Origin of the sequence: Pseudonocardia phyllosphaerae (genome assembly GCF_046546475.1) — a bacterium.
Lineage (GTDB): Bacteria > Actinomycetota > Actinomycetes > Mycobacteriales > Pseudonocardiaceae > Pseudonocardia > Pseudonocardia phyllosphaerae.
Genome location: NZ_JBKGXS010000011.1, coordinates 58,756 through 80,953, shown reverse-complemented (window position 1 = coordinate 80,953; position 22,198 = coordinate 58,756). Strand labels below are relative to the sequence as shown.

The 22,198-nt window shown below is 73.1% G+C and carries 21 protein-coding genes; 5 read left to right on the top strand and 16 right to left on the bottom strand.

Annotated features, from left to right (window positions below; translation table 11 throughout):
- Nucleotides 1-49 precede the first annotated feature (49 nt).
- Nucleotides 50-1,156: a succinyldiaminopimelate transaminase gene (gene dapC, locus ACLE50_RS20255; protein WP_410945177.1), complete on the bottom strand. Its 1,107-nt coding sequence runs from the start codon at nucleotides 1,154-1,156 to the stop codon at nucleotides 50-52.
- Nucleotides 1,153-1,479, bottom strand: a complete 327-nt coding sequence (gene fdxA, locus ACLE50_RS20250; RefSeq protein ID WP_410945176.1) for a ferredoxin — start codon at nucleotides 1,477-1,479, stop codon at nucleotides 1,153-1,155. The genes dapC and fdxA overlap by 4 nt, the downstream gene beginning before the upstream one ends.
- Before the next feature lie 117 nt (nucleotides 1,480-1,596).
- Between fdxA and ACLE50_RS20245 the strand changes: the two genes are divergently transcribed.
- The gene (locus ACLE50_RS20245; protein WP_410945175.1) at nucleotides 1,597-2,685 is read left to right on the top strand and encodes a GNAT family N-acetyltransferase; all 1,089 of its coding nucleotides are present in this window, start codon (nucleotides 1,597-1,599) and stop codon (nucleotides 2,683-2,685) included.
- 41 nt (nucleotides 2,686-2,726) lie between these two features.
- On the opposite strand, the gene ACLE50_RS20240 is transcribed toward ACLE50_RS20245, so the two are convergent.
- The 11 genes from ACLE50_RS20240 to typA all read right to left on the bottom strand — a co-directional run bounded on the left by ACLE50_RS20240 (nucleotide 2,727) and on the right by typA (nucleotide 16,411).
- Nucleotides 2,727-3,548, bottom strand: coding sequence for a hypothetical protein (locus tag ACLE50_RS20240; protein WP_410945174.1), 822 nt, complete (start codon nucleotides 3,546-3,548; stop codon nucleotides 2,727-2,729).
- Nucleotides 3,545-3,961, bottom strand: coding sequence for a hypothetical protein (locus ACLE50_RS20235; protein ID WP_410945173.1), 417 nt, complete (start codon nucleotides 3,959-3,961; stop codon nucleotides 3,545-3,547). The genes ACLE50_RS20240 and ACLE50_RS20235 overlap by 4 nt, the downstream gene beginning before the upstream one ends.
- Nucleotides 3,958-4,851: an N-acetyl-1-D-myo-inositol-2-amino-2-deoxy-alpha-D-glucopyranoside deacetylase gene (gene mshB / locus ACLE50_RS20230; RefSeq protein WP_410945172.1), complete on the bottom strand. Its 894-nt coding sequence runs from the start codon at nucleotides 4,849-4,851 to the stop codon at nucleotides 3,958-3,960. Before mshB ends, ACLE50_RS20235 begins: the two co-directional genes overlap by 4 nt.
- 9 nt (nucleotides 4,852-4,860) lie before the next feature.
- Entirely contained in the window at nucleotides 4,861-6,012 is a 1,152-nt protein-coding gene (gene tsaD / locus ACLE50_RS20225) for a tRNA (adenosine(37)-N6)-threonylcarbamoyltransferase complex transferase subunit TsaD (protein WP_410945171.1), read from the bottom strand.
- A 24-nt stretch (nucleotides 6,013-6,036) separates the two neighbouring features.
- On the bottom strand, nucleotides 6,037-7,077 hold the full coding sequence (locus tag ACLE50_RS20220; protein WP_410945170.1) for an ABC transporter ATP-binding protein: 1,041 nt from the start codon (nucleotides 7,075-7,077) through the stop codon (nucleotides 6,037-6,039).
- Nucleotides 7,074-8,171: an ABC transporter ATP-binding protein gene (locus ACLE50_RS20215; protein WP_410945169.1), complete on the bottom strand. Its 1,098-nt coding sequence runs from the start codon at nucleotides 8,169-8,171 to the stop codon at nucleotides 7,074-7,076. Before ACLE50_RS20215 ends, ACLE50_RS20220 begins: the two co-directional genes overlap by 4 nt.
- Nucleotides 8,168-9,139 (bottom strand): ABC transporter permease, encoded by a 972-nt coding sequence (locus ACLE50_RS20210; protein ID WP_410945168.1) that lies wholly within the window; start codon nucleotides 9,137-9,139, stop codon nucleotides 8,168-8,170. The genes ACLE50_RS20215 and ACLE50_RS20210 overlap by 4 nt, the downstream gene beginning before the upstream one ends.
- Nucleotides 9,132-10,112: an ABC transporter permease gene (locus ACLE50_RS20205; RefSeq protein ID WP_410945167.1), complete on the bottom strand. Its 981-nt coding sequence runs from the start codon at nucleotides 10,110-10,112 to the stop codon at nucleotides 9,132-9,134. The genes ACLE50_RS20210 and ACLE50_RS20205 overlap by 8 nt, the downstream gene beginning before the upstream one ends.
- A 156-nt stretch (nucleotides 10,113-10,268) precedes the next feature.
- On the bottom strand, nucleotides 10,269-12,005 hold the full coding sequence (locus ACLE50_RS20200) for an ABC transporter family substrate-binding protein (RefSeq protein ID WP_410945166.1): 1,737 nt from the start codon (nucleotides 12,003-12,005) through the stop codon (nucleotides 10,269-10,271).
- Between the two features lie 346 nt (nucleotides 12,006-12,351).
- Nucleotides 12,352-14,310, bottom strand: coding sequence for an ABC transporter family substrate-binding protein (locus tag ACLE50_RS20195; RefSeq protein WP_410945165.1), 1,959 nt, complete (start codon nucleotides 14,308-14,310; stop codon nucleotides 12,352-12,354).
- A 175-nt stretch (nucleotides 14,311-14,485) separates the two neighbouring features.
- Nucleotides 14,486-16,411, bottom strand: a complete 1,926-nt coding sequence (typA, locus tag ACLE50_RS20190) for a translational GTPase TypA (RefSeq protein WP_410945260.1) — start codon at nucleotides 16,409-16,411, stop codon at nucleotides 14,486-14,488.
- A 70-nt stretch (nucleotides 16,412-16,481) separates the two neighbouring features.
- Between typA and ACLE50_RS20185 the strand changes: the two genes are divergently transcribed.
- Complete coding sequence (locus tag ACLE50_RS20185; RefSeq protein WP_410945164.1) at nucleotides 16,482-16,631, top strand: hypothetical protein; 150 nt, start codon at nucleotides 16,482-16,484, stop codon at nucleotides 16,629-16,631.
- Nucleotides 16,632-16,810: 179 nt separating this feature from the next.
- On the opposite strand, the gene ACLE50_RS20180 is transcribed toward ACLE50_RS20185, so the two are convergent.
- Nucleotides 16,811-17,860, bottom strand: a complete 1,050-nt coding sequence (locus ACLE50_RS20180; RefSeq protein ID WP_410945163.1) for a hypothetical protein — start codon at nucleotides 17,858-17,860, stop codon at nucleotides 16,811-16,813.
- A 310-nt stretch (nucleotides 17,861-18,170) separates the two neighbouring features.
- Nucleotides 18,171-18,995 (bottom strand): NUDIX domain-containing protein, encoded by an 825-nt coding sequence (locus tag ACLE50_RS20175; protein ID WP_410945162.1) that lies wholly within the window; start codon nucleotides 18,993-18,995, stop codon nucleotides 18,171-18,173.
- 83 nt (nucleotides 18,996-19,078) lie between these two features.
- Between ACLE50_RS20175 and ACLE50_RS20170 the strand changes: the two genes are divergently transcribed.
- The 3 genes from ACLE50_RS20170 (at nucleotide 19,079) to ACLE50_RS20160 (ending at nucleotide 21,293) form a co-directional block, all read left to right on the top strand.
- On the top strand, nucleotides 19,079-20,134 hold the full coding sequence (locus ACLE50_RS20170) for an ABC transporter ATP-binding protein (RefSeq protein WP_410945161.1): 1,056 nt from the start codon (nucleotides 19,079-19,081) through the stop codon (nucleotides 20,132-20,134).
- Nucleotides 20,131-20,907 carry an ABC transporter permease gene (locus ACLE50_RS20165; protein WP_410945160.1) on the top strand — a complete coding sequence of 259 codons (777 nt, stop codon included), beginning with the start codon at nucleotides 20,131-20,133 and terminating at the stop codon, nucleotides 20,905-20,907. Before ACLE50_RS20170 ends, ACLE50_RS20165 begins: the two co-directional genes overlap by 4 nt.
- An 80-nt stretch (nucleotides 20,908-20,987) precedes the next feature.
- On the top strand, nucleotides 20,988-21,293 hold the full coding sequence (locus tag ACLE50_RS20160) for a 4a-hydroxytetrahydrobiopterin dehydratase (protein ID WP_410945159.1): 306 nt from the start codon (nucleotides 20,988-20,990) through the stop codon (nucleotides 21,291-21,293).
- Nucleotides 21,294-21,321: 28 nt separating this feature from the next.
- Here the strand turns inward: ACLE50_RS20160 and ACLE50_RS20155 are convergent, their stop codons facing one another.
- Nucleotides 21,322-22,134, bottom strand: coding sequence for a carbon-nitrogen hydrolase family protein (locus ACLE50_RS20155; RefSeq protein WP_410945158.1), 813 nt, complete (start codon nucleotides 22,132-22,134; stop codon nucleotides 21,322-21,324).
- Between the last annotated feature and the right edge of the window lie 64 nt (nucleotides 22,135-22,198).

Genomic DNA, 22,198 nt, shown 5'->3' with positions numbered 1-22,198 from the left:
CGCCGCGGCCAGCTCACCGGCCACGGCGCCCCGCCGCACGGTCAGGAGATCAGCTGCTCCCGGTGAGCCGCTCCACCGCGGCGTCGATCCGGTCGTCGGACGCGGTCAGCGCGACGCGGACGTACGCGTCGCCCGCGGGCCCGTAGAACTCACCGGGCGCGACGAGGATGCCCAGGTCGGCGAGATGCTCGACCGTCGCCCGGCACTGCTCACCACGGGTCACCCACAGATAGAGCCCCGCCTCGGAGAACTCGACGGTGAACCCGGCCTTCTCCAGCCCGGCCCGCAACCGGGCCCGGCGCGCGTCGTAGCGGGCCGACTGCTCGGCGACGTGGGCGTCGTCGGAGACGGCGACCTGCAGCGCGGCCTGCACCGGGCGCGGCACGATCATGCCGGCGTGCTTGCGCACCTCCAGCAGGTTCGCCACGACGGCCGGGTCTCCGGCGACGAACCCGGCGCGGTACCCGGCCAGGTTCGAGATCTTCGACAGCGAGTGCACGGCCAGCAGGCCGGTGTGGTCGCCGTCGCAGACCTCGGGGTGCAGCACCGAGCGCGGCGCCGGGTCGGCGTCACCGGGCAGGCCGAGGTAGCACTCGTCGGAGGCGACGACCGCGCCCCGCTCACGGGCCCAGGTGACGACCTTGCGGAGGTGCTCGACCGGCAGGACGCGCCCGGTCGGGTTCGACGGAGAGTTCAGCCACACCAGCTTCACCCGGGCAGGGCCGGCGGCGGTCAGGCCGTCGGCCCGGACGTGCTCGGCCCCGGCCAGCCGTGCACCGACCTCGTAGGTCGGGTAGGCCAGCTCCGGGAGCACGACGGTGTCGCCGGCCCCGAGGCCCAGCAGCGTCGGCAACCACGCGACCAGCTCCTTCGAGCCGATCGTCGGCAGTACCGCGGCCGGGTCGACCCCTGTGACGCCGAAACGGCGCTCCAGCGAGGCGGTGATCGCCTCCCGCAGCGCCGCGGGACCGTGCGTCGTCGGATAGCCGGGCTCGGCCGCAGCCGGGCCGGCGAGGGCCTCACGGATCGGCTGCGGCACCGGATCCACCGGTGTCCCGACCGAGAGATCGACGATGCCGTCCGGGTGGGCCTCGGCGCGCGCACGCGCCGAGGCCAGCGAGTCCCAGGGGAAGTCGGGCAGGTTCAGGCTGCTCACTCGTCGTGTTCCTGCGGGGCCAGGCTCTTGATCGGCTCCACGTCGTAGTCGACCTTGCCGACCTTGGACGCGCCGCCGGGCGAGCCCAGCTCGTCGAAGAAGTCGACATTGGCCTTGGTGTAGGCGGCCCACTGGTCGGGGACGTCGTCCTCGTAGTAGATCGCCTCGACGGGGCAGACCGGCTCACACGCACCGCAGTCGACGCACTCGTCGGGGTGGATGTAGAGCATGCGGGCGCCCTCGTAGATGCAGTCCACCGGGCACTCCTCGATACACGCCTTGTCCATCAGGTCGACGCAGGGCTCGGCGATCACGTAGGTCACTTCGGTGGTCCTCCACTCGGGCAGCGGGCAGCCCCTGGAACGTGTGGTGGTGGGGTGCCCGGTCAAACTGGGACACCCGCGAGGTTAACCCCCGAGGTCCCCCGAGGCAGGAGAGAGGTGGTGGTCGCCATGCTCGACGACCTGCTCGGTCGCCGTGTGTCACTGCGCCATCGCATAGCGCCCGACGACGCCCCGGGCCCGCGCTTCACCGACGCCGTCGGCGAGCTCACATCCGGCGGGCCGGACACGGTGCTCGTCCGGACCCGTTCCGGCGAGGTCCGGGTGCGCCGCGACGCCGTCGTCGCCGTTCGTGCGGTGCCCGCCGCCCCGCCGCGTCGTGCCTCGCGGGCGGCGATCGCCCACCTCGAACGGCTCCGTTCGGCCGCGTGGCCGGCACCCGTGCGCGAGCAGCTGGGGGGCTGGACGCTCCGCGCGGCGCCCGGGTTCGCCAACAACCGGGCCAACTCCGTGCTGGTGGAGGGCGACCCGGGTGCACCGATCGACGCGGCCCTGGCCCGGGTCCGCGCGTTCGCCGACGAGTACGGCATCGCCCCGCAGCTGCAGCTCCCGGTCGGCTCCCCCTGGACGCGTCGCCTCGCCGACGCCGGCTGGGTCCCCGCCGACCCGCCCGGCGAGTGCCTGGTTCTGGTGACGACGCTGCCCGACACCCGGCCCGACGACGCCGAGGTCCCCGACTGGCCGAGCACTCCGCCTGCGGGTTGGTGGTCGGTGTTCGACGACCCCGTTCCCGACGACGACACGGCCGTCCGTGCTGTCGTCGCACCGGTGCTGCGCAGTGGTGAGCAGAGCAGGACGCCCAGCTCGGAGGGGGTGCTGCGTAGGGGTGAGCAGAGCAAAGCGCACCCCGAGCCGGGCCCGCCGGGCCCCGGCGACCAGAGCCCAGCCGCCCCGGCCAAGATCGGCTTCGGGCTGCTCCACGTCGACGACTCCCCCGCCGCCACGGCCCGCGCCACGGTCGTCGAGGACCACCTCTACGTCGCCCGGCTGGCCGTGCGGCCGGAGTTCCGCCGCCGCGGCCTGGCCGACGCCCTGATGCGCGACGCGCTCGTCTGGGGCCGCGCCCGCGGGGCGCGGCACGCGATGCTCGACGTCACCGCGGACAACGACGCCGCCCGCGCGCTCTACGCACGCGACGGCTGGACCGAGCACCACCGCTACCAGTACCTGCGGCCCGCCCAGGGATAGACCGCAGGTGAGCAGAGCAGCGGGCAGGTGAGCAGAGCCGCTCAGGCGCCCGCGGCGAGCCCCCGACGGCGCAGCCACGCCCGCCCGCGGTCGGCGGCGCGCTTGAGCCCCGACCACTCCCCCAGGTACTTCCCCACGACCCCGACGACGGGCAGGTAGCCGAGCCACTCGTGGTAGAAGCGGCCGTGCGGGCGCTTGTCGAGCTGGTCCTGCACCGCGAACAGCGCCCAGCCGAGCCGCCACACGGCGGTCCCGACCCGGCGCAGCGTCGCGCGCTTGCCGGTCCCCGCGATGTCGCCGGTCAGCTCTTCGGCGCGGACGTCGGCGGCGGCGTCCTCCTCGGGGGTGAGCGCTCCGCCGAGGGTCAGCTCACGGCGGAACAGCACCGAAGCCAGCAGCTCGACCAGCCGGTCCTCGTCGGTGACGCCGTGCTCACCGGCGATCGCGACGAGCACGAGGCCCTCGCCGGCCGCGCCGATCGCGTCGGACACCGGCAGGGTGCGGGCCAGCGCCCCGCCGAGCCCGGGCAGCGACGCGACGAGCGTGGTGAACCGCCCGACGCGGTACACCCACCAGTGCGTACGGGCATCGACGTCCATCCGCGCCCACGCCGCGGTCCCCGGGATCTCCACCGAGGACAGCGCGTCGAGCAGCGTGTCGACCCGCTTCCGGAGCCTGCTGCTCTGCTCGGCCGGAACCAGGTCGGTACCGGCCGACGAGCCCTGCGCGGCCTCGCGCGAGCGCAACCCGAACGGGTCGGCCTCCCGCAGCCCCGCCAGCACCGGCCGGGTCGCCCGCACGAACGGGCGCAGCACCGTGACCAGCGGGCCGTCGTCGATCGGCTGGTTGCCGGGCACCGTCATCGTCGTCCTCCGGAGATCGCGCCGGGGCGCGGGCCGCGCCGTTCCGGCGGAGCCATGATCCGCTCCAGCTCGCGACGGTAGGTGATCAGCCCGGCGGCCGCACCGGCGGCGAGCAGCAGCAGCGACTGCCAGGTCGCGGGCAGCAGCACGTCGCCCCCGGGCCCGAGCATGCCCAGCACCAGCGTCGCGAGGAACCAGACGACGATCGGCGCGGCGGCCCCGACCGGGGTGGGCAGCAGCTCGGTCGCGGTCACGTGCACCAGCCACGGCAGCGACACGACGACGATCAGCGTGCCCAGCGGCACGGGGACCGGTCCGACGTAGAGCATCTGGTAGCAGAGCTCGAACGCCACCAGCAGCACCGACACCACCAGCAGGACGAACGCGAACACGCCCCGGTTGGACTCGATCACGGCGTCTCCACCCCCTCGAACAGGTCGGTCTCGACGGTGCCCGGCGCGGCGCCCTCCAGCACGAACTCCTCCGTGCCGAGCAGCGGCTGGGCGATCCGGTTGCTCATCGCGTACGCGGTCCACCCGCTACCGCTGCGGACGTCGATCTGGGTCGCGTGCGCGCGCATGGCCGCGATCCGCTCGTCGTGGAACTTCTCGACGTCGACCCGGGTGGTGACCTCGGCCGGGTCGTGGCCGGGGTGCTCGTCGGGCTCGGGCCAGCGCAGCCCGGTGCGGCCGGTGTCGCCGTCGAGGGCCTCGTGCAGCTCGGCCAGGCCCGCGTCCTGCAGCTCGGTGGAGCGCACGGCGTAGTACAGCTTCGCGACGACGTCGGGCCGCGCCGCCGCGGCGGCCGCGGTCAGCTCGTGCGCGCGGATGTGGTCGGGGTGGCCGTAGGTGCCGTCGGAGGCATACGACACCAGCACCTGCGGCCGCACCTCGTCGATGATGTCGAGCAGCTGCGCGAGCTGGACGCCGAAGCCCTCCGGCCCGGCGAGCGCGCGGGCGGGAAGCTCCGGCGGCAGCCCTGCGCGGGTGCCGTGCCCGGTCAGGACCATCCCGCTGTCGCGCCAGCGCCCGGCGCCGCCGAGGTAGCGGTGCCGCGGCCCGCCGAGTGCGTCGAGGGCCGCGTCGAGCTCGCGGATCCGGTACCCGCCGAGCTGGTCGCCGCGGTCCGGGGCGAGCTCGGCCAGCTCCGGCGGGATGACCTCGCCCTCCTCGCCGAGGGTGCAGGTCACGACGGTGACCTCGGTGTCCGGGTCGGCGGTGTAGCGGGCGATGGTGCCGCCGGTGAACAGGGTCTCGTCGTCGGGATGGGCGTGGACGAACAGCAGGCGGCGGTCGGGGGACACCGGCCGATCCTACGAGGCGTGACTCGGCGCGGCGTCCGCCCGGGCGAGCGTGGGCAGCGGGTACTCCGCGGCCTCCCCCTCGGCCGGTGGGACGGGCACGGTCGCCCCGGTCAGCGGGACGGTCGGCACCGCGGTCGTCGCGAGCCCCGCCGGTGCGACGCCGTCACGCACCAGCAGGTCCCCGAGTGCGGCGATCATCGCGCCGTTGTCGGTGCACAGCCGCGGTGCCGGCACCCGCAGCGTGATGCCCGCCGCGGCGCAGGCGCGCTCCATCTCGCTGCGCAGCACCTTGTTCGCGGCGACGCCGCCGACCATCAGCAGGGTGTCCGCGCCACGCTCCCGGCACGCGCGGATCGCCTTGCGCACCAGCACGTCCACCACCGCCATCTGGAACGACGCGGCGACGTCGGCGACCGGCAGCGCACGGCCCGCGTCGTGCGCGGCCTCGACGTGGCGGGCGACGGCGGTCTTGAGCCCGGAGAAGGAGAACCCGAACACCGCGTCGCGCGGGCCGGTCATCGGGCGCGGGAACGCGATCGCGGCCGGGTCGCCGTCGAGCGCGGCCTTCGACACCGACGGCCCGCCGGGATAGGGCAGCCCGAGCAGCCTGGCGACCTTGTCGAAGGCCTCCCCCGCCGCGTCGTCGACGGTGTCGCCGAGGTGCTCGACGGGGTCGCGGGCCAGGTCCCCCAGCGACAGCAGCGAGGTGTGCCCGCCGGAGACGATCAGGCAGACGCAGCGCGCGGGCAGCGGCCCGTGCTCCAGCACGTCGACCGCCGCGTGCCCGGCGAGGTGGTGCACGCCGTAGAGCGGGACGTCCAGCGCCGTCGCGTACGCCTTGGCCGCGGCCACGCCGACGTGCAGCGCCGGCGACAGCCCCGGACCCGCGGTGACGGCGACGGCGTCGACGTCGGACAGCGACACCCCGGCCGCGTCGACGGCGGCGCGCACCATCGGCACGACCGCGCTCACGTGCGCCCGCGCCGCGACCTCCGGGACGACCCCGCCGAAGCGGGCGTGCTCGTCGGCCGACGACGCCAGGCCCTCACCGAGCAGCACCCCGTCCCGGACGAGCCCGGCCCCGGTCTCGTCGCACGACGTCTCGATTCCCAGCACCAGCGACACGCCGCCCAGTGTCCCACCGGGCGACGTGTCCCTCACCAGCACCTACAGCGTCGACGGCGCCTACAGCAGCGACAGCGCCTCGGAGTAGTGGCAGGCGACCGGATGCCCGGATCCGCGGTCGACGAGCTCCGGCTCCTCGTCCACGCATTTGCTCTGCTCACCTTCGGTGAGCGTCGACGCGAACTTGGGGCAGCGGGTCCGGAAGCGGCAGCCCGAGGGCGGGTTCGCCGGGCTCGGCAGGTCCCCGACCACGGTGACCCGCTCACGGTTCCGCTCCCGCCGCGGGTCGGGCAACGGGATCGCCGAGATCAGCGCGTGCGTGTACGGGTGCCCGGGGTTCTCGAACAGGGCCTCCGCCGGACCCGTCTCGACGATCTTGCCGAGGTACATCACGGCGATCCGGTCGGCGATGTGGCGCACCACCGACAGGTCGTGCGAGACGAACAGGTACGACAGCCCCAGCTCGGACTGCAGCTCCTGCAGCAGGTTCAGCACGCCCGCCTGGATGGAGACGTCGAGCGCGGAGACCGGCTCGTCGAGCACGATGAGCTTCGGCTCCAGCGCCAGTGCCCGCGCTATGCCGATGCGCTGGCGCTGCCCGCCGGAGAACTCGTGCGGGTAGCGGTTCCCGTGCTCGGGCTTGAGCCCGACCTTGCGCATCAGGTCCCGAACCTTCTGCCGGCCGCCGTCGGCGTAGAGCCCGTGGATCCGCAGCGGCTCGGCGATCAGCTCGCTGACCGGCATGCGGGGGTCCAGCGACGCGTACGGGTCCTGGAACACCAGCTGCATCTCGCGGCGAAGTGACCGCATCCGGCCGCCGGGGAGCCCGGTGATCTCCTCGTCGTCGAACAGGATCTCGCCGGACGTCGCCGGGATCAGGTTCAGCGCGACGCGGGCCAGCGTCGACTTCCCGCAGCCGGACTCCCCGACCAGGCCGAGGGTCTCGCCCTCGGCGATATCGAACGAGACGTCGCTGACGGCCTGGACTGCCCCGGTCTGGCGGCGCAGCAGCCCGCCCGAGCGGATCGGGAAGTTCTTCACCAGGTGACGGGCCGACAGCAGCGTCGACGTCCCGGTCTGCTTCATCGCGGCACTGCTCATCGTCCGGCCTCCCCGGATGGTGCGGCCCCCGCCGGGGCACCGGCCGGCTCGGCGTCGGTGACGGCGGCCGGATCGAAGATCTCGTGGGCCGCCAGACCGGCGACCTGTGACGAGTGGTGGCACGCCGCCTCGTGCGACGGTCCGACCTCGACGAGCTCGGGCTCGCTCTCGCCGCACACCTCGCCGGCCAGCGGGCATCGCGGTGTGAACGGGCATCCCGGCGGCATGTTCACCACCGACGGCGGCGAGCCCGGGATCGGGGTCAGCCGCGAGCTCGAGCGGTCGAGGCGCGGCAGGCTGCCCAGTAGACCGACTGTGTAGGGCATCCGCGGCTCATAGAAGATCTCGTCGACGCTGCCGATCTCGACCGGCTTGCCCGCGTACATGACCAGCACGCGGTCGGCCTGCCCGGCGATGACGCCGAGGTCGTGGGTGATCAGCACCATCGCCGCCCCGGTCTCCTGCTGGGCGACGCGCAGTGCGTCGAGCACCTGGGCCTGGACCGTGACGTCCAGCGCGGTCGTCGGCTCGTCGGCGATGATCACGTCCGGGTCGTTCGCCATCGCGATCGCGATGACCACACGCTGGCGCATACCGCCGGAGAGCTCGTGCGGGTAGGAGTCGACGCGCTGCTCGGGGTTCGGGATCCGCACGGTCCGCAGCAGCTCGACCGCCCGCTCGCGGGCCTGCGCCTTGCTGACGTCGCGGTGCGCGAGCACGGCTTCGGCGATCTGGTAGCCGACGGTGTAGACCGGGTTCAGCGAGGTCATCGGATCCTGGAAGATCATCGCGATGCGCTCGCCGCGGATGGTGTTGAGCTGGTTCTCGGACAGGGTGACCAGGTCACGGCCGTCGAACTCGATCGAACCGGTGATCTTCGCGGTGGGCGGCAGCAGCCCCATCACCGCGAGCGAGGTCACCGACTTGCCGGAACCGGACTCGCCGACGATGCCGAGCACCTCGCCACGGCGCAGCGTGTAGTCGACGCCGCGGACCGCCCGCACCGGGCCGTCCGCGCTCGGAAAGGTCACGGTGAGCCCGGAGACGGTCAGCACCGCCTCGGGGGCCCCCGGGGTGTTCTGCTGGTCGGTCACTGGCGCACCTTCGTCTGCTGCGGGTCGAACGCGTCACGCAGGCCGTCGCCGATGAAGTTGATCGTGAGCGCGATGATGATGATGAACAGGCCCGGGAAGTAGAACAACCAGGGCCGTGTGGTCAGCGCGGTCTGCGCCTCGGAGACGAGCAGGCCGAGCGATGTGTCCGGGACCTGCACACCGAAGCCCAGGTACGAGAGCGCCGTCTCCAGCAGGATGGCCAGCGCGACCAGGATCGTCAGGTTCACGAAGATGGAGCCGAGGGCGTTGGGCACCAGGTGCCGCAGGATGATCCGCGAGTTCGTCGCGCCCAGTGCCCGCGCCGCCTCGATGAACTCCTTCTCGCGCAGCGACAGCACCACGCCTCGTGCCACCCGGGAGACGTAGGCCCAGTACAGGCCGGCGATGACCAGACCGATCAGGTACCAGGTGCCACCGAAGTTGTGCGCCAGCATCGCTGCGACCGCGATCAACGGCAGCGTCAGCACCAGGTCCGAGATCCGCATCATGGTCGAGTCGACCCAGCCACCGAAGAAACCGGCGATCGATCCCCACAGGGTGCCCACGAACGTCGCGAGCAGCGCGACCAGCACCGAGACCTGCAGCGAGATCCGCGTGCCGCCCAGCACCTGGGCGAACTGGTCCTTGCCGACCGCGTCGGTTCCGAACGGGTGTTTCAGCGACGGCGGCTTGGAGTTGTCCGGCGTGATCTCGCCGACCCCGTACTTCCACAGCGCACCGCCGACGTAGGCGAGCAGGACCAGCAGGATCAGGACGACGAGGCTGACCATCGCGGCCCTGTGCTGGAGGAACCGCCGCAGGATCAGCTGCGTCTGGCTCCGCTCGGCGACGGTGAACTCTCGGTCCGTCCCGGCTGGTCCCGGCGCGGGGGTCGGGGTGTCGACGGCTCCGGCCGCGGCGATGGCGCCCGTGGTGTCCACCGAGGTCGTTCCGGTCGGCTCAGGCATAACGGATCCTGGGGTCGAGGACGCCGTAGAGCAGATCGGCGACCAGGTTCATGACGATGACGATGACCGCGGAGACCAGCAGCCACGAGGTGACGGCGTAGGTGTCGAACGTCGTGATGGAGTTCAGCAGGTAGTCGCCGAGGCCGCGCCACTGGAAGACCTTCTCCGTGACCACGGCGCCGCCGAGGATCGAGGCGACGTCGAGCGCGGTGACCGTGGTCAGCGGGATGAGCGCGGTCCGCAGCGCGTGCTTGTACATCACCGTCCGGCGGGACAGCCCCTTGGCACGGGCCAGCCGGACGTAGTCCGAGTTCAGCGTCTCCAGCATCGAGGCCCGGGTGAACCGGCTCCACGCCGCGTAGGAGACCAGGGCCAGCGCGATCGTCGGGAGCACCATGTGCCCCGCGATGTCGGCCAGATTCGCGAAGAACCCCTTGGGCGGCGGGATCGACGACGAGCCGATCGTCGAGATCACCTGGCCGCCGACGGACTTGTTGAAGTCGATGCCCCCCTGTTTGAGCAGGATGGCCAGCCAGAACGCCGGCATCGCCAGGAACAGGAAGCCGAGGAACGTCGCGGTGTAGTCGGCCTTGGAGTACTGGCGCACCGCGGTGTAGACGCCGACGAGGACCGCCAGCACCAGCGCGATCACCATCGCCACGAGGACGAGCCGGATGGTCACCCAGAAGCGGGTGCCCAGCTCGTGACCGATGTTCTGGGTGGAGACCACGGACGGGCCGAAGTCGCCGGTGAACACCCCGCCCAGCCACGAGAAGTAGCGCGGGATCAAGGGCTGGTTCAGGTGCAGGCGCTCGGCCTCGGCAGCCAGGACCTGTGGTGGGGGCGGCGGGTTGCGCAGGATCAGGGGGGTGAGCGGGTTGCCGGACAGCGTGCCCAGCCAGAACACGATGAACGACGAGACGAGCAGGATCGGGATCGAGATCACGACCCGCCGCACTGCGTAGAGAAGCATGTGGGGGTCTCTCCGACACGTGGTGGGTCACCGGCGGGTCCGGCTCGTGGCCGGCCCACCGGCGTCGGCTAGAGGGGAAGTGTGCCACTCGCAGGCCCGACCGGTGCCGTGTCGATCATGGTTGATCGGAACGCGGTCCCGGCCGGGCCGTGGGAGTCAGCTGCCGGTGCGCAGACCCCACTCGGCGGAGTTGTACGTCGGTCCGCTGAGGGTCGCGTTGCCCCGGATGTTGGCCACGGTGTTCTGCGACGCGATCAGGGTCGGCTTCTGGTACAGCGGTAGCACGTAGGCGTCATCCATGATGATCTTGTCCGCCTCGTTGAGCTTTGCCGTCGCCGCCGCCGTGTCCGTGGACGAGGCAGCCTCGTTCAGCAGCTTGTCGGTCTTCGGGTTGTTGTACTTGCCGAAGTTGTTGCCCGACGAGGACAGGAAGGTCTGCTGAGCGTTCGCGTACGGCGCCGGCGACTGGATCCAGGCGAACACGATGATGTCGTAGTCGCCCTTGGTGGTGGTGTCACCGAGGTCGTCGGTCGGCTCGACCGTGACGTTGATACCCAGCTGCTTCATGTAGCCGGCGAACAGCTCGCACTCGTTCTGCCGGATCGAGTTGCCGACGGTGTAGCGGATCCGCAGGTCCGGAACCGCCTTACCCGACTTGTCGACCAGCTTGGACCCGACACCGGTGTAGCCGGCCCGGGTCAGGATCTGCTTGGCCTTCTCGATGTCACCGGCACCCTGCCCGGTGGGCGTCACGTTGTCGGTGTAGCCGTCCTGCTGGGGCAGCAGCATCATGCTGTTCAGCGGCTTCACGTCCGGGTTGAACTGCCCGACGGTCTTGGCGATGATGTCTTCCCGGTTGACCGCGGTGTACATCGCCTGCCGCAGTGCCTTGTCCTTCAGCGCCGGTGTCCGCAGGTTGAAGTCGTAGTGCTCCCACTGGATGCCGAGCTGCTGGGTCTGCGACACGTTCGGGATCTGCTCGATCTGCTGGACGATGTCGACCTGCGGCTGCGGATAGACGACCTGCACCTCATTGTTCTGCAGCGCGATCGGCTCCTGCGTCGCGTCGGTGATGACGCGCAGGATCAGGGCGTCCAGCTTGGGCTTCGCCTGGCCGTACCACTTCGGGTTCGGGACGAGCGTCAGCGCCTGATTGTCCTGCCAGCTCTTGATGACGTACGGGCCGCCCGAGTAGGTCGGAACGGTCTTGCCGAACCAGTCGAACGACTGCGCGACCCCCTGCGGAGTGTTCAGGTCACCGTGCTGCTTCGCGATGTGCGCCGGGTAGAGCGGCTGCCCCGAGGAGAAGTAGTTCTGCCAGTCGGTGATGGGCTTGGTCAGCGTCATCGTGGCGGTCTTGCCGCCGTCGGAACCGGCGACGTTCTTCACCGCGTCCCAGCCACCGTTGCCCGCCGTGGCACAGTCGGGGCACTTGGTCGGGCTCTGCATCTTCCAGGAGTAGGCGAAGTCGTCGGCGCTGATCGGTGTGCCGTCGCTCCAGACCGCCTCGGGCCGGATCTTGTAGACGATCGTCGTCGGGTTGACGAGCTCGGCCGAGACCATGAGGTCCTTGTTGAGCGCCAGCTTCAGATCGGGCTCGGTGGTGAATGCGGCCGGCATGTAGGTCTGGGTCGCCATGCCCGTCTCGAACACGTTGCCCTCGGCCGAGACGACATTCCAGTTCGGAATGTTCTTCTCGATGGCCATCGTGATCGTCCCGCCCTGCTGCACCTGGTCGGCCGGAACCGAGTTACAGGTGTTGAGGTTCTGCGGGCACTCCGCGTAGTTCCCGGTGGCCGTGGACCCGCCACCACCCTCTTCTCCGCCGCCACCACACGCACTCAGCAGCAGCGCAACAGAACCCGCCACCGCGACCGCGACAGCCGCCTTCATTCTCATCGTCGACGAGCCTCTCGAGATCAAGTGGGCGCACTCCGGTGTGGCGCCCGTCGGGTCTCGGGCCGAGCCCGGATGTAGCGCCGGGTAGGGCCCAGGAGCACGCCGTTAGCACGCCCCCCTGTGCTCCGCGCCGACAGAAAGTGACCGTCGTACTTCCGATGGTCGACCGTCGAACGACTCGCAGCCGGATGGACGCTAGCAGCGCACACAGCCGTGTCATAGGTCTCGGAACTCGCCGAAACCTGTTTGGTACAGACGTACCACTCCGTGTGAGCGAGAGGCTCCGGACGGCGACGGTGCTGCTCTGCTCACCGATACGCAGCACCGCCGTCGGCGCTGGTCAGCTCCCCGGCACCGACGTCTGCGTCGAGTCGCTGGAGCCCTCGGGCTCCTTCCAGGTCCGAGCGCCGGCCATCGGCCCGATCCCGAGCGGCCCCGGCGTCACCCCGGTCGACGCGTCGGTCTGCTTGTTCGTGATCAGCAACCCCTGGGCCTGGTAGAGCGGCAGCGCGGGCAGCTGCGTCCACAGCACCCGTTCGGCCTCCGCGGCGACCGCCGGGTCGTCGTTGGTGATCAGCTGGTCGAGCAGGGGCTGCAGCGTGGGCAGGCAGCTCTGGCCCGGCAGGTCGTCCTGCGCGGGATCGGGTTCCGGGGCGTCCGGAGTGGACGCGGGGGCCGAGCTCTCCGGGCAGCCGTAGTCCGATGCCAGGCGGGGACCCACCGCGCCCACCACCGGTCGCGGGGCGACCAGGACGTCGACCGCGACCGTCGAGCCGGTCTGTCCGGGGATGCCGGACGTGGTCGGCGTGGCGGAGGTGGAGGAGGTGCTCGGTGTCGTCGTCGAGCCCGGCGACGGAGTCGGCGCCGGCGTCTCGGGCGCGCCGCCGCCGTCCGGATCGGTGGTCGGCGTCGGCGTCGCCGAACCGGACGACGAGGAACCACTCGTCGGGGTGGACGTCGGTGTCGGCGTCGTCGGCGTGACACTCGGGCTGTCGAGCAGTTCCGGGGCGCTCGGCGTGATCACCGTGGCCAGGATCCCGCCGGCCTTGAGCTGCTCGGCGACGACCTGCGCGACCCGGATGTCCTCGGGCCGGTCGGCCCCGGCCCCGACGACGACCGACAGCTGCCGCCCGCCCAGGGTCCAGCGCCCGTCGGCGCCGCGGACGTAGCCGGCCTCGGTCAGCGCCGCCGACGCCGCCCCCGGGTCACGCCGCGCGGGCGCGCCCTCCGGCGCGGTGGCCGCGTAGCCGGGGTCGGACGGGGCGGCACCGAACGCGTCGACCGGGGTGGCGTCGGGGTTGATCCGGCGCCGGATCGACTCACGGTCGAGCGTCGCGGCGACGCCCTCCCGCACCCGCGGGTCGGACAGCGGTCCGTCCTCGGTACGGAACATCAGCTGCTCGGCGTCCGGGCGCGGGGACCGGCGCACCGTCGGCGCCTTGCCCGCCGAGGTCATCGCCTCGATCGCCTTCGTGATCTGCGGCCCGGCGTCGGGCAGCGCCATGTCGATGTCCTGGTTGCCCAGCGCGGCGGACAGCTGGCCGGCCGGGGTGCGGCGCAGCACGATCTCGTCGAGCACCGAGGGGGTGTCCCAGTACGGGTCGTTGCGGGCCAGCACGATCTCGCCGCGCAGCCGGTCGACCTGCATGACCCGGAACGGCCCGCCGGCGGCGGGCTCACCGTTGGCGAACGGCGCGGTCCAGCCGCCGGGAGCGTCCTTGAGCAGGTGCGCGGGCAGCAGGTTGGAGAACAGCTCCTGCCAGTGCGGGTAGGGCTTGGCGAACACGACGTCGACGGCCTTGCCCCCGGCCCGCGAGCGGACGTCGGTGATCTGCCGGTACCCGGCGGCGCCGATCGTGTTGGGCCGGCTGCGCATCTGCTGCCAGAGGTAGACGAAGTCCTCGGCGGCGATCGGGGCGCCCGACGACCAGCCGGCGGAGACGTTCAGGTCGTAGCTGACCGTGAACGGCGACTGCGAGGTGACCTTCGCGTCGGTGGCGACCGTGCGGTCCAGCTGCGGGACGCCGCGGGCGTCGGGGCGGAACACCGACGGCATCGACAGGGCCGCGATCGCGGTGGTGGCCGGGGACTGGTCGGAGCGCAGGTGCGGGTTGAACCCCGGCCCGAAGTCCGTCACCCCCGCGACCACCCGGGTCGGAGTGGTCACCGGGACGGTCGGCGGCGCCGGCTGCGGAGGCGGTGCGGGCTGCGGCTCGGCGGAACAACCGGCGAGCACGAGCACGACGGCCAGCAGACCGGCCACCGCGGGGAGCGTGCGGACGGGGCGACGATCGGTCACCCCGGCAGTATCCCGGTCCGGGTCCGGCCCCTCGCCCACCGGGCGGGGACCGGACCGCCGGGCCGGGACTCTGCTCTGCTCACCCCGGCGCAGCACCCCGGCTGACCAGGGGCTCTGCTCTGCTCACCTCGACGCAGCACCCCGGCCCACCGGGGCCCTTGCTCTGCTTACCTACCTACTTGGTGCCGTTCGCAGCGGCCTTGGCGCGCGAACGGGCGCGAGCTCGCAGGCTCGGGTCGAGCTCGATCTTGCGGATGCGGACGTTCTCCGGGGTGACCTCGACGCACTCGTCGGAGGCACAGAACTCCAGCGACTGCTCCAGGCTCAGGATCGTCGGCGGGACGAGCTTGACCAGCACGTCGCTCGTGGACGAGCGGATGTTGGTCAGCTTCTTCTCGCGCGTGATGTTGACCTCGAGGTCCTCGTTGCGCGTGTACTCGCCGACGACCATGCCGCCGTAGACCAGCGTGGTCGGGCCGACGAACAGCGTGCCGCGGTCGGCGAGCTGGTCGATCGCGTACGGCGTGACGGGCCCGGAGCGGTCGGAGATCAGCGAGCCCTTGTTGCGGGTGCGGATCTCACCGACCCATGGGCCGTAGCCGTCGAACACGTGGCTGGCGATACCGGCGCCGCGGGTGATCGTCAGGAACTCGGTGCGGAAGCCGATGAGACCGCGGGAGGGGACGCGGAACTCCAGCCGGACCCGGCCCTCGCCGTGCACCATCTCGCCCATCTCGCCCTTGCGGGCGGCCAGGAGCTGGGTGACGGCGCCGAGGCTGTCCTCGGGGACGTCGAGCGAGAGCTGCTCGAACGGCTCGTGCAGCTTGCCGTCGATGGTCTTGGTGACGACCTCGGGCTTGCCGACGGTCAGCTCGAAGCCCTCGCGGCGCATGGTCTCGACCAGCACGGCCAGCGCCAGCTCGCCACGGCCCTGGACCTCCCACGCGTCGGGACGCTCGGTGGGCAGCACGCGGATCGAGACGTTGCCGATCAGCTCGGTGTCGAGCCGGTTCTTCACCAGGCGCGCGGTCAGCTTCTTGCCCGGGTGCGGGTCGCGGCCGGCCAGCGGCGAGGTGTTGGTGCCGATCGTCATCGAGATGGCGGGCTCGTCGACGTCGATGCGCGGCAGCGCAACCGGGTGCTCGGGGTCGGCGAGGGTGTCGCCGATGGTCACGTCGGCGATTCCGGCGACGGCGACGAGGTCACCGGCACGTGCCTCCTCGGCCGGGACGCGGTCGAGGGCCTCGGTGCGCAGCAGCTCGGTGACCTTGACGCGCGGGGTGCTGCCGTCCTCCCGGCACCACGCGACCTGCTGGCCGCGGCGCAGCACACCGGCGCGGACGCGGCAGAGCGCGATGCGGCCGAGGAAGCTGGACGCGTCGAGGTTGGTGACGTGCGCCTGCAGCGGGGCGGACGGGTCGTCGGCGGGCGGCGGGACGACGTCGAGCATCGTCTCGAACAGCGGGGTCAGGTCCTCGGAGTCGGGAAGCTCGCCGTCGGCGGGCCGGATCCGGGACGCCTTGCCGGCGCGGCCGGAGGCGTAGACGACGGGCAGGTCGAGCAGGTGCGCGGTGGCGGACTCGTCGAGGTCCAGGTCGTCGGCCAGCTCCAGAAGCAGCTCGAGCGACTCGTCGACGACCTCGGCGATCCGGGCGTCACCGCGGTCGGTCTTGTTGACCACGAGCATGACGGGCAGCCCGGCGGCCAGGGTCTTGCGGAGCACGAAGCGGGTCTGGGGCAGCGGGCCCTCGGACGCGTCGACCAGCAGCACGACGCCGTCGACCATGGACAGGCCGCGCTCGACCTCACCACCGAAGTCGGCGTGGCCGGGGGTGTCGACGACGTTGATCGTGGTGCCGTGCCACTTCACCGCCGTGTGCTTGGCGAGAATGGTGATGCCCTTCTCGCGCTCGAGGTCGTTGGAGTCCATGACGCGGTCGACGAGCTCGGCACGCTCGCCGAACGCGCCGGACTGGCGCAGCATGGCGTCGACCAGGGTGGTCTTGCCGTGGTCGACGTGCGCGACGATCGCGACGTTGCGCAGGTCGGGACGGCTGGACTCGTCGCGGACGGCGTCGGTCGCCTCGGCGGAACGGGGGATGGTCACACCGCCAGCGTATCGGCGGCAACCTCTGGCCCCTCCTCTGCGTGCAGGTTAGCCTGACCTCGCCATGGGTAAGGTGAAGAAGAAGTGCTGCCGGTCGAAGCCCAAACGTTGCAAGAACTGCCCGGTCGTCGCGTTGCGCCTGAGCAAGGTCGGCGCGGACGACCTGAGCGGGAAGGCCTACGACCGCGCGGTGAAGAAGGCCCGCATCTACTGACCTCGCTCCCCCGCACCTGACCTGCCGATATCCTCTCGCCCGGCCCCCGGGCGAGAGTTCGGCGGACGATCTTCGCAGGACAGCGCCGGTACCCGCCGCCGGCGCCGTACACGATCTCCGCGCTCGCGTCGTCCGGGCGAGCACCCGGGACCCGGCAGTCGCGTTCGGCATGGCCGGGGTCACACGGTGTTCTGACACACAGTGCCCCGGGACGAGCCGCCGGACGCCGCCCTCGCGGGGCCGCCGGGCGCCCCGGCGCCTCCGCAGCCGGGCAACCGTGTGCGCATCCCGGCCGTCGCCCCGCCGGTGCGTGGCCGGTCGGCGACCGCGAACCGCACCGCGGCGAGCACCTGCGCCGGCCGGTGGGCCGGGTCCGCCGGGTCGAGGGTGAGCACCCGCCAGCCGTGCCGACGCAGCACCCCGCGCCGCCACGCCGTCGACTCCTCGTCCGTGGCGCCGTGGAACTCCACCGCCAGCCGGGCCCGCGGGAACGCCAGCGCCGGCACCACGCCGGCGACGTCGTGCCCGCACGTCCAGCCGCCGACACCCGCCTCGGTCAGCGCCCCTCGCAGCCGGACCAGTGCGGCCACGCCGGAGCGCCGGACGACGGCGGTGAGCAGCCGCCCGGACGGTCCGCTGCCGTGCGCGCCGAGGTTGCGGACCTGCGCGGCCAGCAGCGCGGGCAGCGCCCCGGGCCGGGTCAGCACCCGCTGCAGCAGCGCCGTCGCCGCGGCCTCGGGCAGCTCGGTGCACGCCTCGAGCACCGACAACGCCGGCGCGGTGACCAGCACACCCCGGTGCTCGACGACGTCGGCCGGGTCCAGCTCCCGCCGCCGGACGACGACCCCGGCACGCGGCCGCGGCGCCCGCCGGCGCGGCACGGTCACCCCGACCGCCGTCACGGCCCCCGGGCCGCCCGGAGCGTGCTCGAGCAGCCCGTGCCACCACACCGCCGCGGCACCGCAGAGCACCGCGCCGTCCCCGGCCCACAGCACCGCGGCCCGGACCCGCTGCTCGTCGCCTGCCGGGTGGCTCGCCTCCCGGTAGACCCGCGGATGCACCGGCACCCAGCGCCGCGTGGCGAGCCGGCGGTCGATCGCGTCCGGCGACAGGCCGGCGCCGAGCGCCTGGGCGCGGGTGACCAGCCCGTGCTGGCGCTCGACGAGACCCGCGGTCGGGTCGCCGGGGGCGGTCGTGGCGGGGGCCGCTGAGGCCGCTGCAGCTGTCATGTGGCTTGGACGTCACCGGCTCCCTCGCCGGTGTCGGTGGTTCTACCGAGATCGCCGGTCGGGCACGCTCCGCCGCGGTGCGTATCGGTGAGCAGAGCCGCGGCGCGGTTGATCATCGGGCGCGGTCGGGCCGGTGCCGCGCCACTGCCCGGGACCCGCGGTGAGCCCCGCTTTGCTCTGCTCACCTCTACGCATCAGGGCTGCTCAGGTCGGGTCCGGATGGCACCGACCAGGGGTGATGCGTGGAGGTGAGCAGAGCAAAGCGCCAGGCCGGCGCCTCACCGGCGCCGGAACGCCGCCCCGAAGTGGATCAAGGACGGAGAAGGTCGACCAGCTCGGCGAGGACGGCGCGGTCGGCGTCGAGCCAGCCCAGCGTCGCGACCTCGGCGGGCCCCACCCAGCGCAGCTCCCGGTGCTCGCGCGCCTCGGGTTCCGGCGATCCCGGTTCGAGCTCGGCGCGGTGGATGCGCAGCACCCGGCGTCCGATCGGCAGGTCCGTACCGACCCGCGCCCCGGCCCGCACGTGCGCGCCGAGCTCCTCGAACAGCTCCCGGCGCAGTGCCCCGGCCTCGCTCTCCCCCGCCTCGACCCCGCCCCCGGGCAGCTCCCAGCGCCCGGCCAGCTCGGGCGGGTAGGAGCGCTGGGCGACCAGCAGCCGCCCGTCGCGCACGACCGCCGCGCCGACCACCGCAGGCGCCGCGGCTAGCTCGGCGACCCGGCCGGCGAGGGCGTCGCGGCGGACGACCAGCAACCGCCGGGCGAAGGGCCGCAGCACCGGGTCGGACAGCCTGCCGAGCATCCCCAGCGGCGGCTCCCAGGTGATCTCGTCGTGGACCCGGGTGCCGTGCCCGTCGGGCGCGATCCGGGTGACGTGCCGCAGCACCGCGACCGGGCCGGCCGCGCGTTCGGACACCAGGCCGTCGACGCCGGCGTCGGTGATCCGGGTCCGGACGGTCAGCACCCGCCCGGGCAGGGTGATCGTCACCTCGTCGCCCGCGACGAGCAGCGCGGCCGGCGCGCGCAGCCGGGCTCCGAGGCGGGCGACGGCCGTCGTCGCGGTCGTCGTCTCGCGCAGCACCCCCGCGACGAGGCGCGGTGGTCCGGGGACGTGGTGGTCGAGGCTGCACACCGGCACGCGCCGATCCTCGCCGATCAGCGCCGGCCACGAGTCCTGCGAAACGCCCACGCTCACGCGCACCGCCGTTCAGGCTGGTCGTCGTGCAGAACGCTCCCGTCCTCGACCCGCGCGCCGCCGCGGCGCCGACCCCGGACCCGGTCGCCGCCCGGTTGCACGGGGTGAGCTGCGGTTTCGGCCGCCGGCAGGTGCTCGACCGGATCGACCTGGAGGTCCCGATGGGTGCGGTACTCGGCCTGCTCGGCCCGAACGGCGCCGGCAAGACCACGCTGCTGCGCACCCTGCTCGGCCTCATCACCCCGGACGCAGGCACCGTCGAGCTGCTCGGCCGCCCGCTGCCCGCCCGCGCCGGCGAGGTCCTCCCGCACGTCGGCGTCCTGCTCGACGCGCCTGCCCTGCACCGGCACCGCACCGCGCGGCAGAACCTGCTGCGCTGTGCCGCGCTCGAACCGCTGCTGGAGACCCACCGCATCCCGGGCGCGGTCGACGCGACCCTGCAGCGGGTCGGCCTGGCCGGGCACACCGACCGGCGCGTGCAGGGCTACTCCCTCGGGATGCGGCAGCGCCTCGCGCTCGCCGTCCCGCTGCTCGCCCGCCGCCGCCTGGTCGTGCTCGACGAGCCGACCAACGGCCTCGACCCGGCAGGCACCCTCGACGTCCGGCGGCTGATCGGCGAGATGAACGCTTCCGGTGCGACGGTCGTCGTCAGCTCGCATCTGCTCGGCGAGATCGAGGCGACCTGCTCGCACGTGGCGGTCCTGCAGCAGGGCCGGCTCATCGCCGCCGGGGAGCTGCGGGCGCTGCTGTCCGGCGGGCCGTCCGCCGTCGTGGTGTCCACTCCGGACGCCGAGCACGCGGTCCGCGCCCTGCAGTCCCGCGGGATCGACGCCGAGACCGGACCCGACCGCAAGGTGCACGTCGCACCCGGCCCGGCCGCCCCGGACGTCGTCGCGCTGCTCGTGCACGCCGGCGTCGCGGTGCACGAGGTGACCCGGGCGGAGTCCCGGCTGGAGGAGGTCTTCGCCCGGCTGACCCGCGGCCCGGCACCTGACCCGGCACCCGGACCGGCACCCGGTCCCCCGCCGGGCTCCGCGGCCGGGGCTCCCGGTCCCGCGCCCCGTTGGGCGGTGCAGCCGTGACCGCCCCGCTGCGCCGCCCGGTCGTCGCGCCGCTGGGCCGGATGCTGGGCGCCGAGCTGACCCTCGCGCTGACCCGCCCGCGCACCGTCGTCGTCCTCGGGGCCACCGCGCTGCTGCCGGTCCTGGTCGCCATCGGGATGCTCCGGATGGACGAGACCGAGACGCACGCGATCGGGGTGCTGATGGTGTCGGCGTCCGAGCTCGCCGCGTTCTCCGCGGGGCTGCCCGTGGTGCTCGTCGCCGCCGACGCCCTGGCCGCGGAACGTGCCCGCGGGACCCTGGACCTGCTGCGCCTCGCCCCGGTCGGTGTGACCCGGTTGCTGGTGCTCAAGACCGGCGCGGTCGTCGCCACGGCCGCGCTGGCCGCCACGATCCTGACCGTCGCCGCGCTGATCGCGGGGCTGCTGGTGCTCGGACCCGGCCCGATGGGGACGGCCGGGACACTCGGGCGGGGGATGCTCACCGCGCTGTGGCTGACCGGGCAGCTCGCCGCACTGGGGGCGGGGGTGCTCGCGGTCTCCGCCGCCACCCGCCGTCCGACGGCGGCGGTGGCGTCCGGGCTCGTCGTGGTCACGATCGCGCCGCTGGCCGGGATGCTGTGGCGGCCGATGGCACCGCTGCTGCCCACGGGGCACTGGACCGAGGTCATGGCCCAGGTCTGCCGGAGCTCGGTCGGACTGTCCGCGGCCGGCTCGACGACGCTGCGCGCTGCCGGGTTCGCCGTGGCCGGGCTGGGACTGGCCGCCTACCTGCTCGCCCGCCACGACGGCTGACCGGCCCGCAGGCCCCGGCCGCCACGCCGAGGATCGGGTTCCAGCAGACACCATCGGCGCCGCTGCGCGACGATGGGCCCATGGCCACCACAACCCTGCTCACCGACGACGAGGTCCGCGACGCCCTGGACCGCCTGCCCGGCTGGGACCGCGACGGGGACTCGATCGTCCGCACCGCGAAGCTGCCCGACTTCGGCGCCGCCGTGTCCGTCGTGGACCGGGTCGCCGACGACGCCGAGGCCGCCGACCACCACCCGGACATCGACATCCGCTACAACACGCTGACGTTCCGGCTCTCCACGCACTCCGAGGGCGGGCTGACCGCCAAGGACACCGAGCTCGCCGGGCAGATCAGCGATCGGATCACCTCCGCAGGCGGCAGCTGACCCACCCCCACGCGCGGCCCGATGGGCCTCAGAACCGCCGGTTGCTCAGCACCGGCAGCTGGGCTCGCACGTCGGCCACCGACGCCGGGTCGACGTCGACGACCAGCAGGCCCGGCTCCGCGCCCAGCGACGCGACCACCTCGCCGCGCGGCCCGGTGACCGCCGAGAACCCGATGCCGGTCGGACCCTTGCCGTGCTCACGCCCGGCCGTGGTCGGGTCGGCCTGGTCGCAGGCGACGACGTAGGTGCCGGTGTCCAGGGCACGTGCCCGCACCAGCACCTCCCACTGCGCCCGCTTGCCCGGCCCCGCTCCCCAGGACGCCGGCACCAGCAGCACGGTCGCACCGTCGTCGGCGAGGCGCTGGTAGAGCCCCGGGAACCGGACGTCGTAGCAGGTCGAGAGGCCGACGACGACCGGATCGGTGCCGGGGCCCTCGGCGTCGGGGACCTCGACGACGACCGGCTCGGACCCCGCCGCGACGGTGTCGGACTCGGCGAAACCGAACGCGTCGTAGAGATGGATCTTGTCGTAGCTGGTCTCCACCCCGGCCCCGGTGACGAGCAGGGTGTTGGCCACGCGCCCGTCGTCGGCGGGGGTGAACATGCCCACGACGACGGTGACGCCGGCCTCGGCCGCGATCGCCCGCACCTCCGACGCCCAGGCGCCGTCCAGGGACTCGGCGACCGGGCCGAGCGGGACCCCGAAGCAGCACTGCGTGGCCTCGGGGAACACCACCAGCCGCGCCCCGGACTCGGCGGCCTCGGTGGTCCGCTTCCGGACCTCGACGAGGTTCGCCGCGGGGTCGGGGGTGGACGAGATCTGGGCCAGCGCGATCCGCATGTTCCGGTCGTACCACGTCCGCGTGCGCCGCGGGGCCGCGCGAGCGGGTGGTACGGTCGGGATG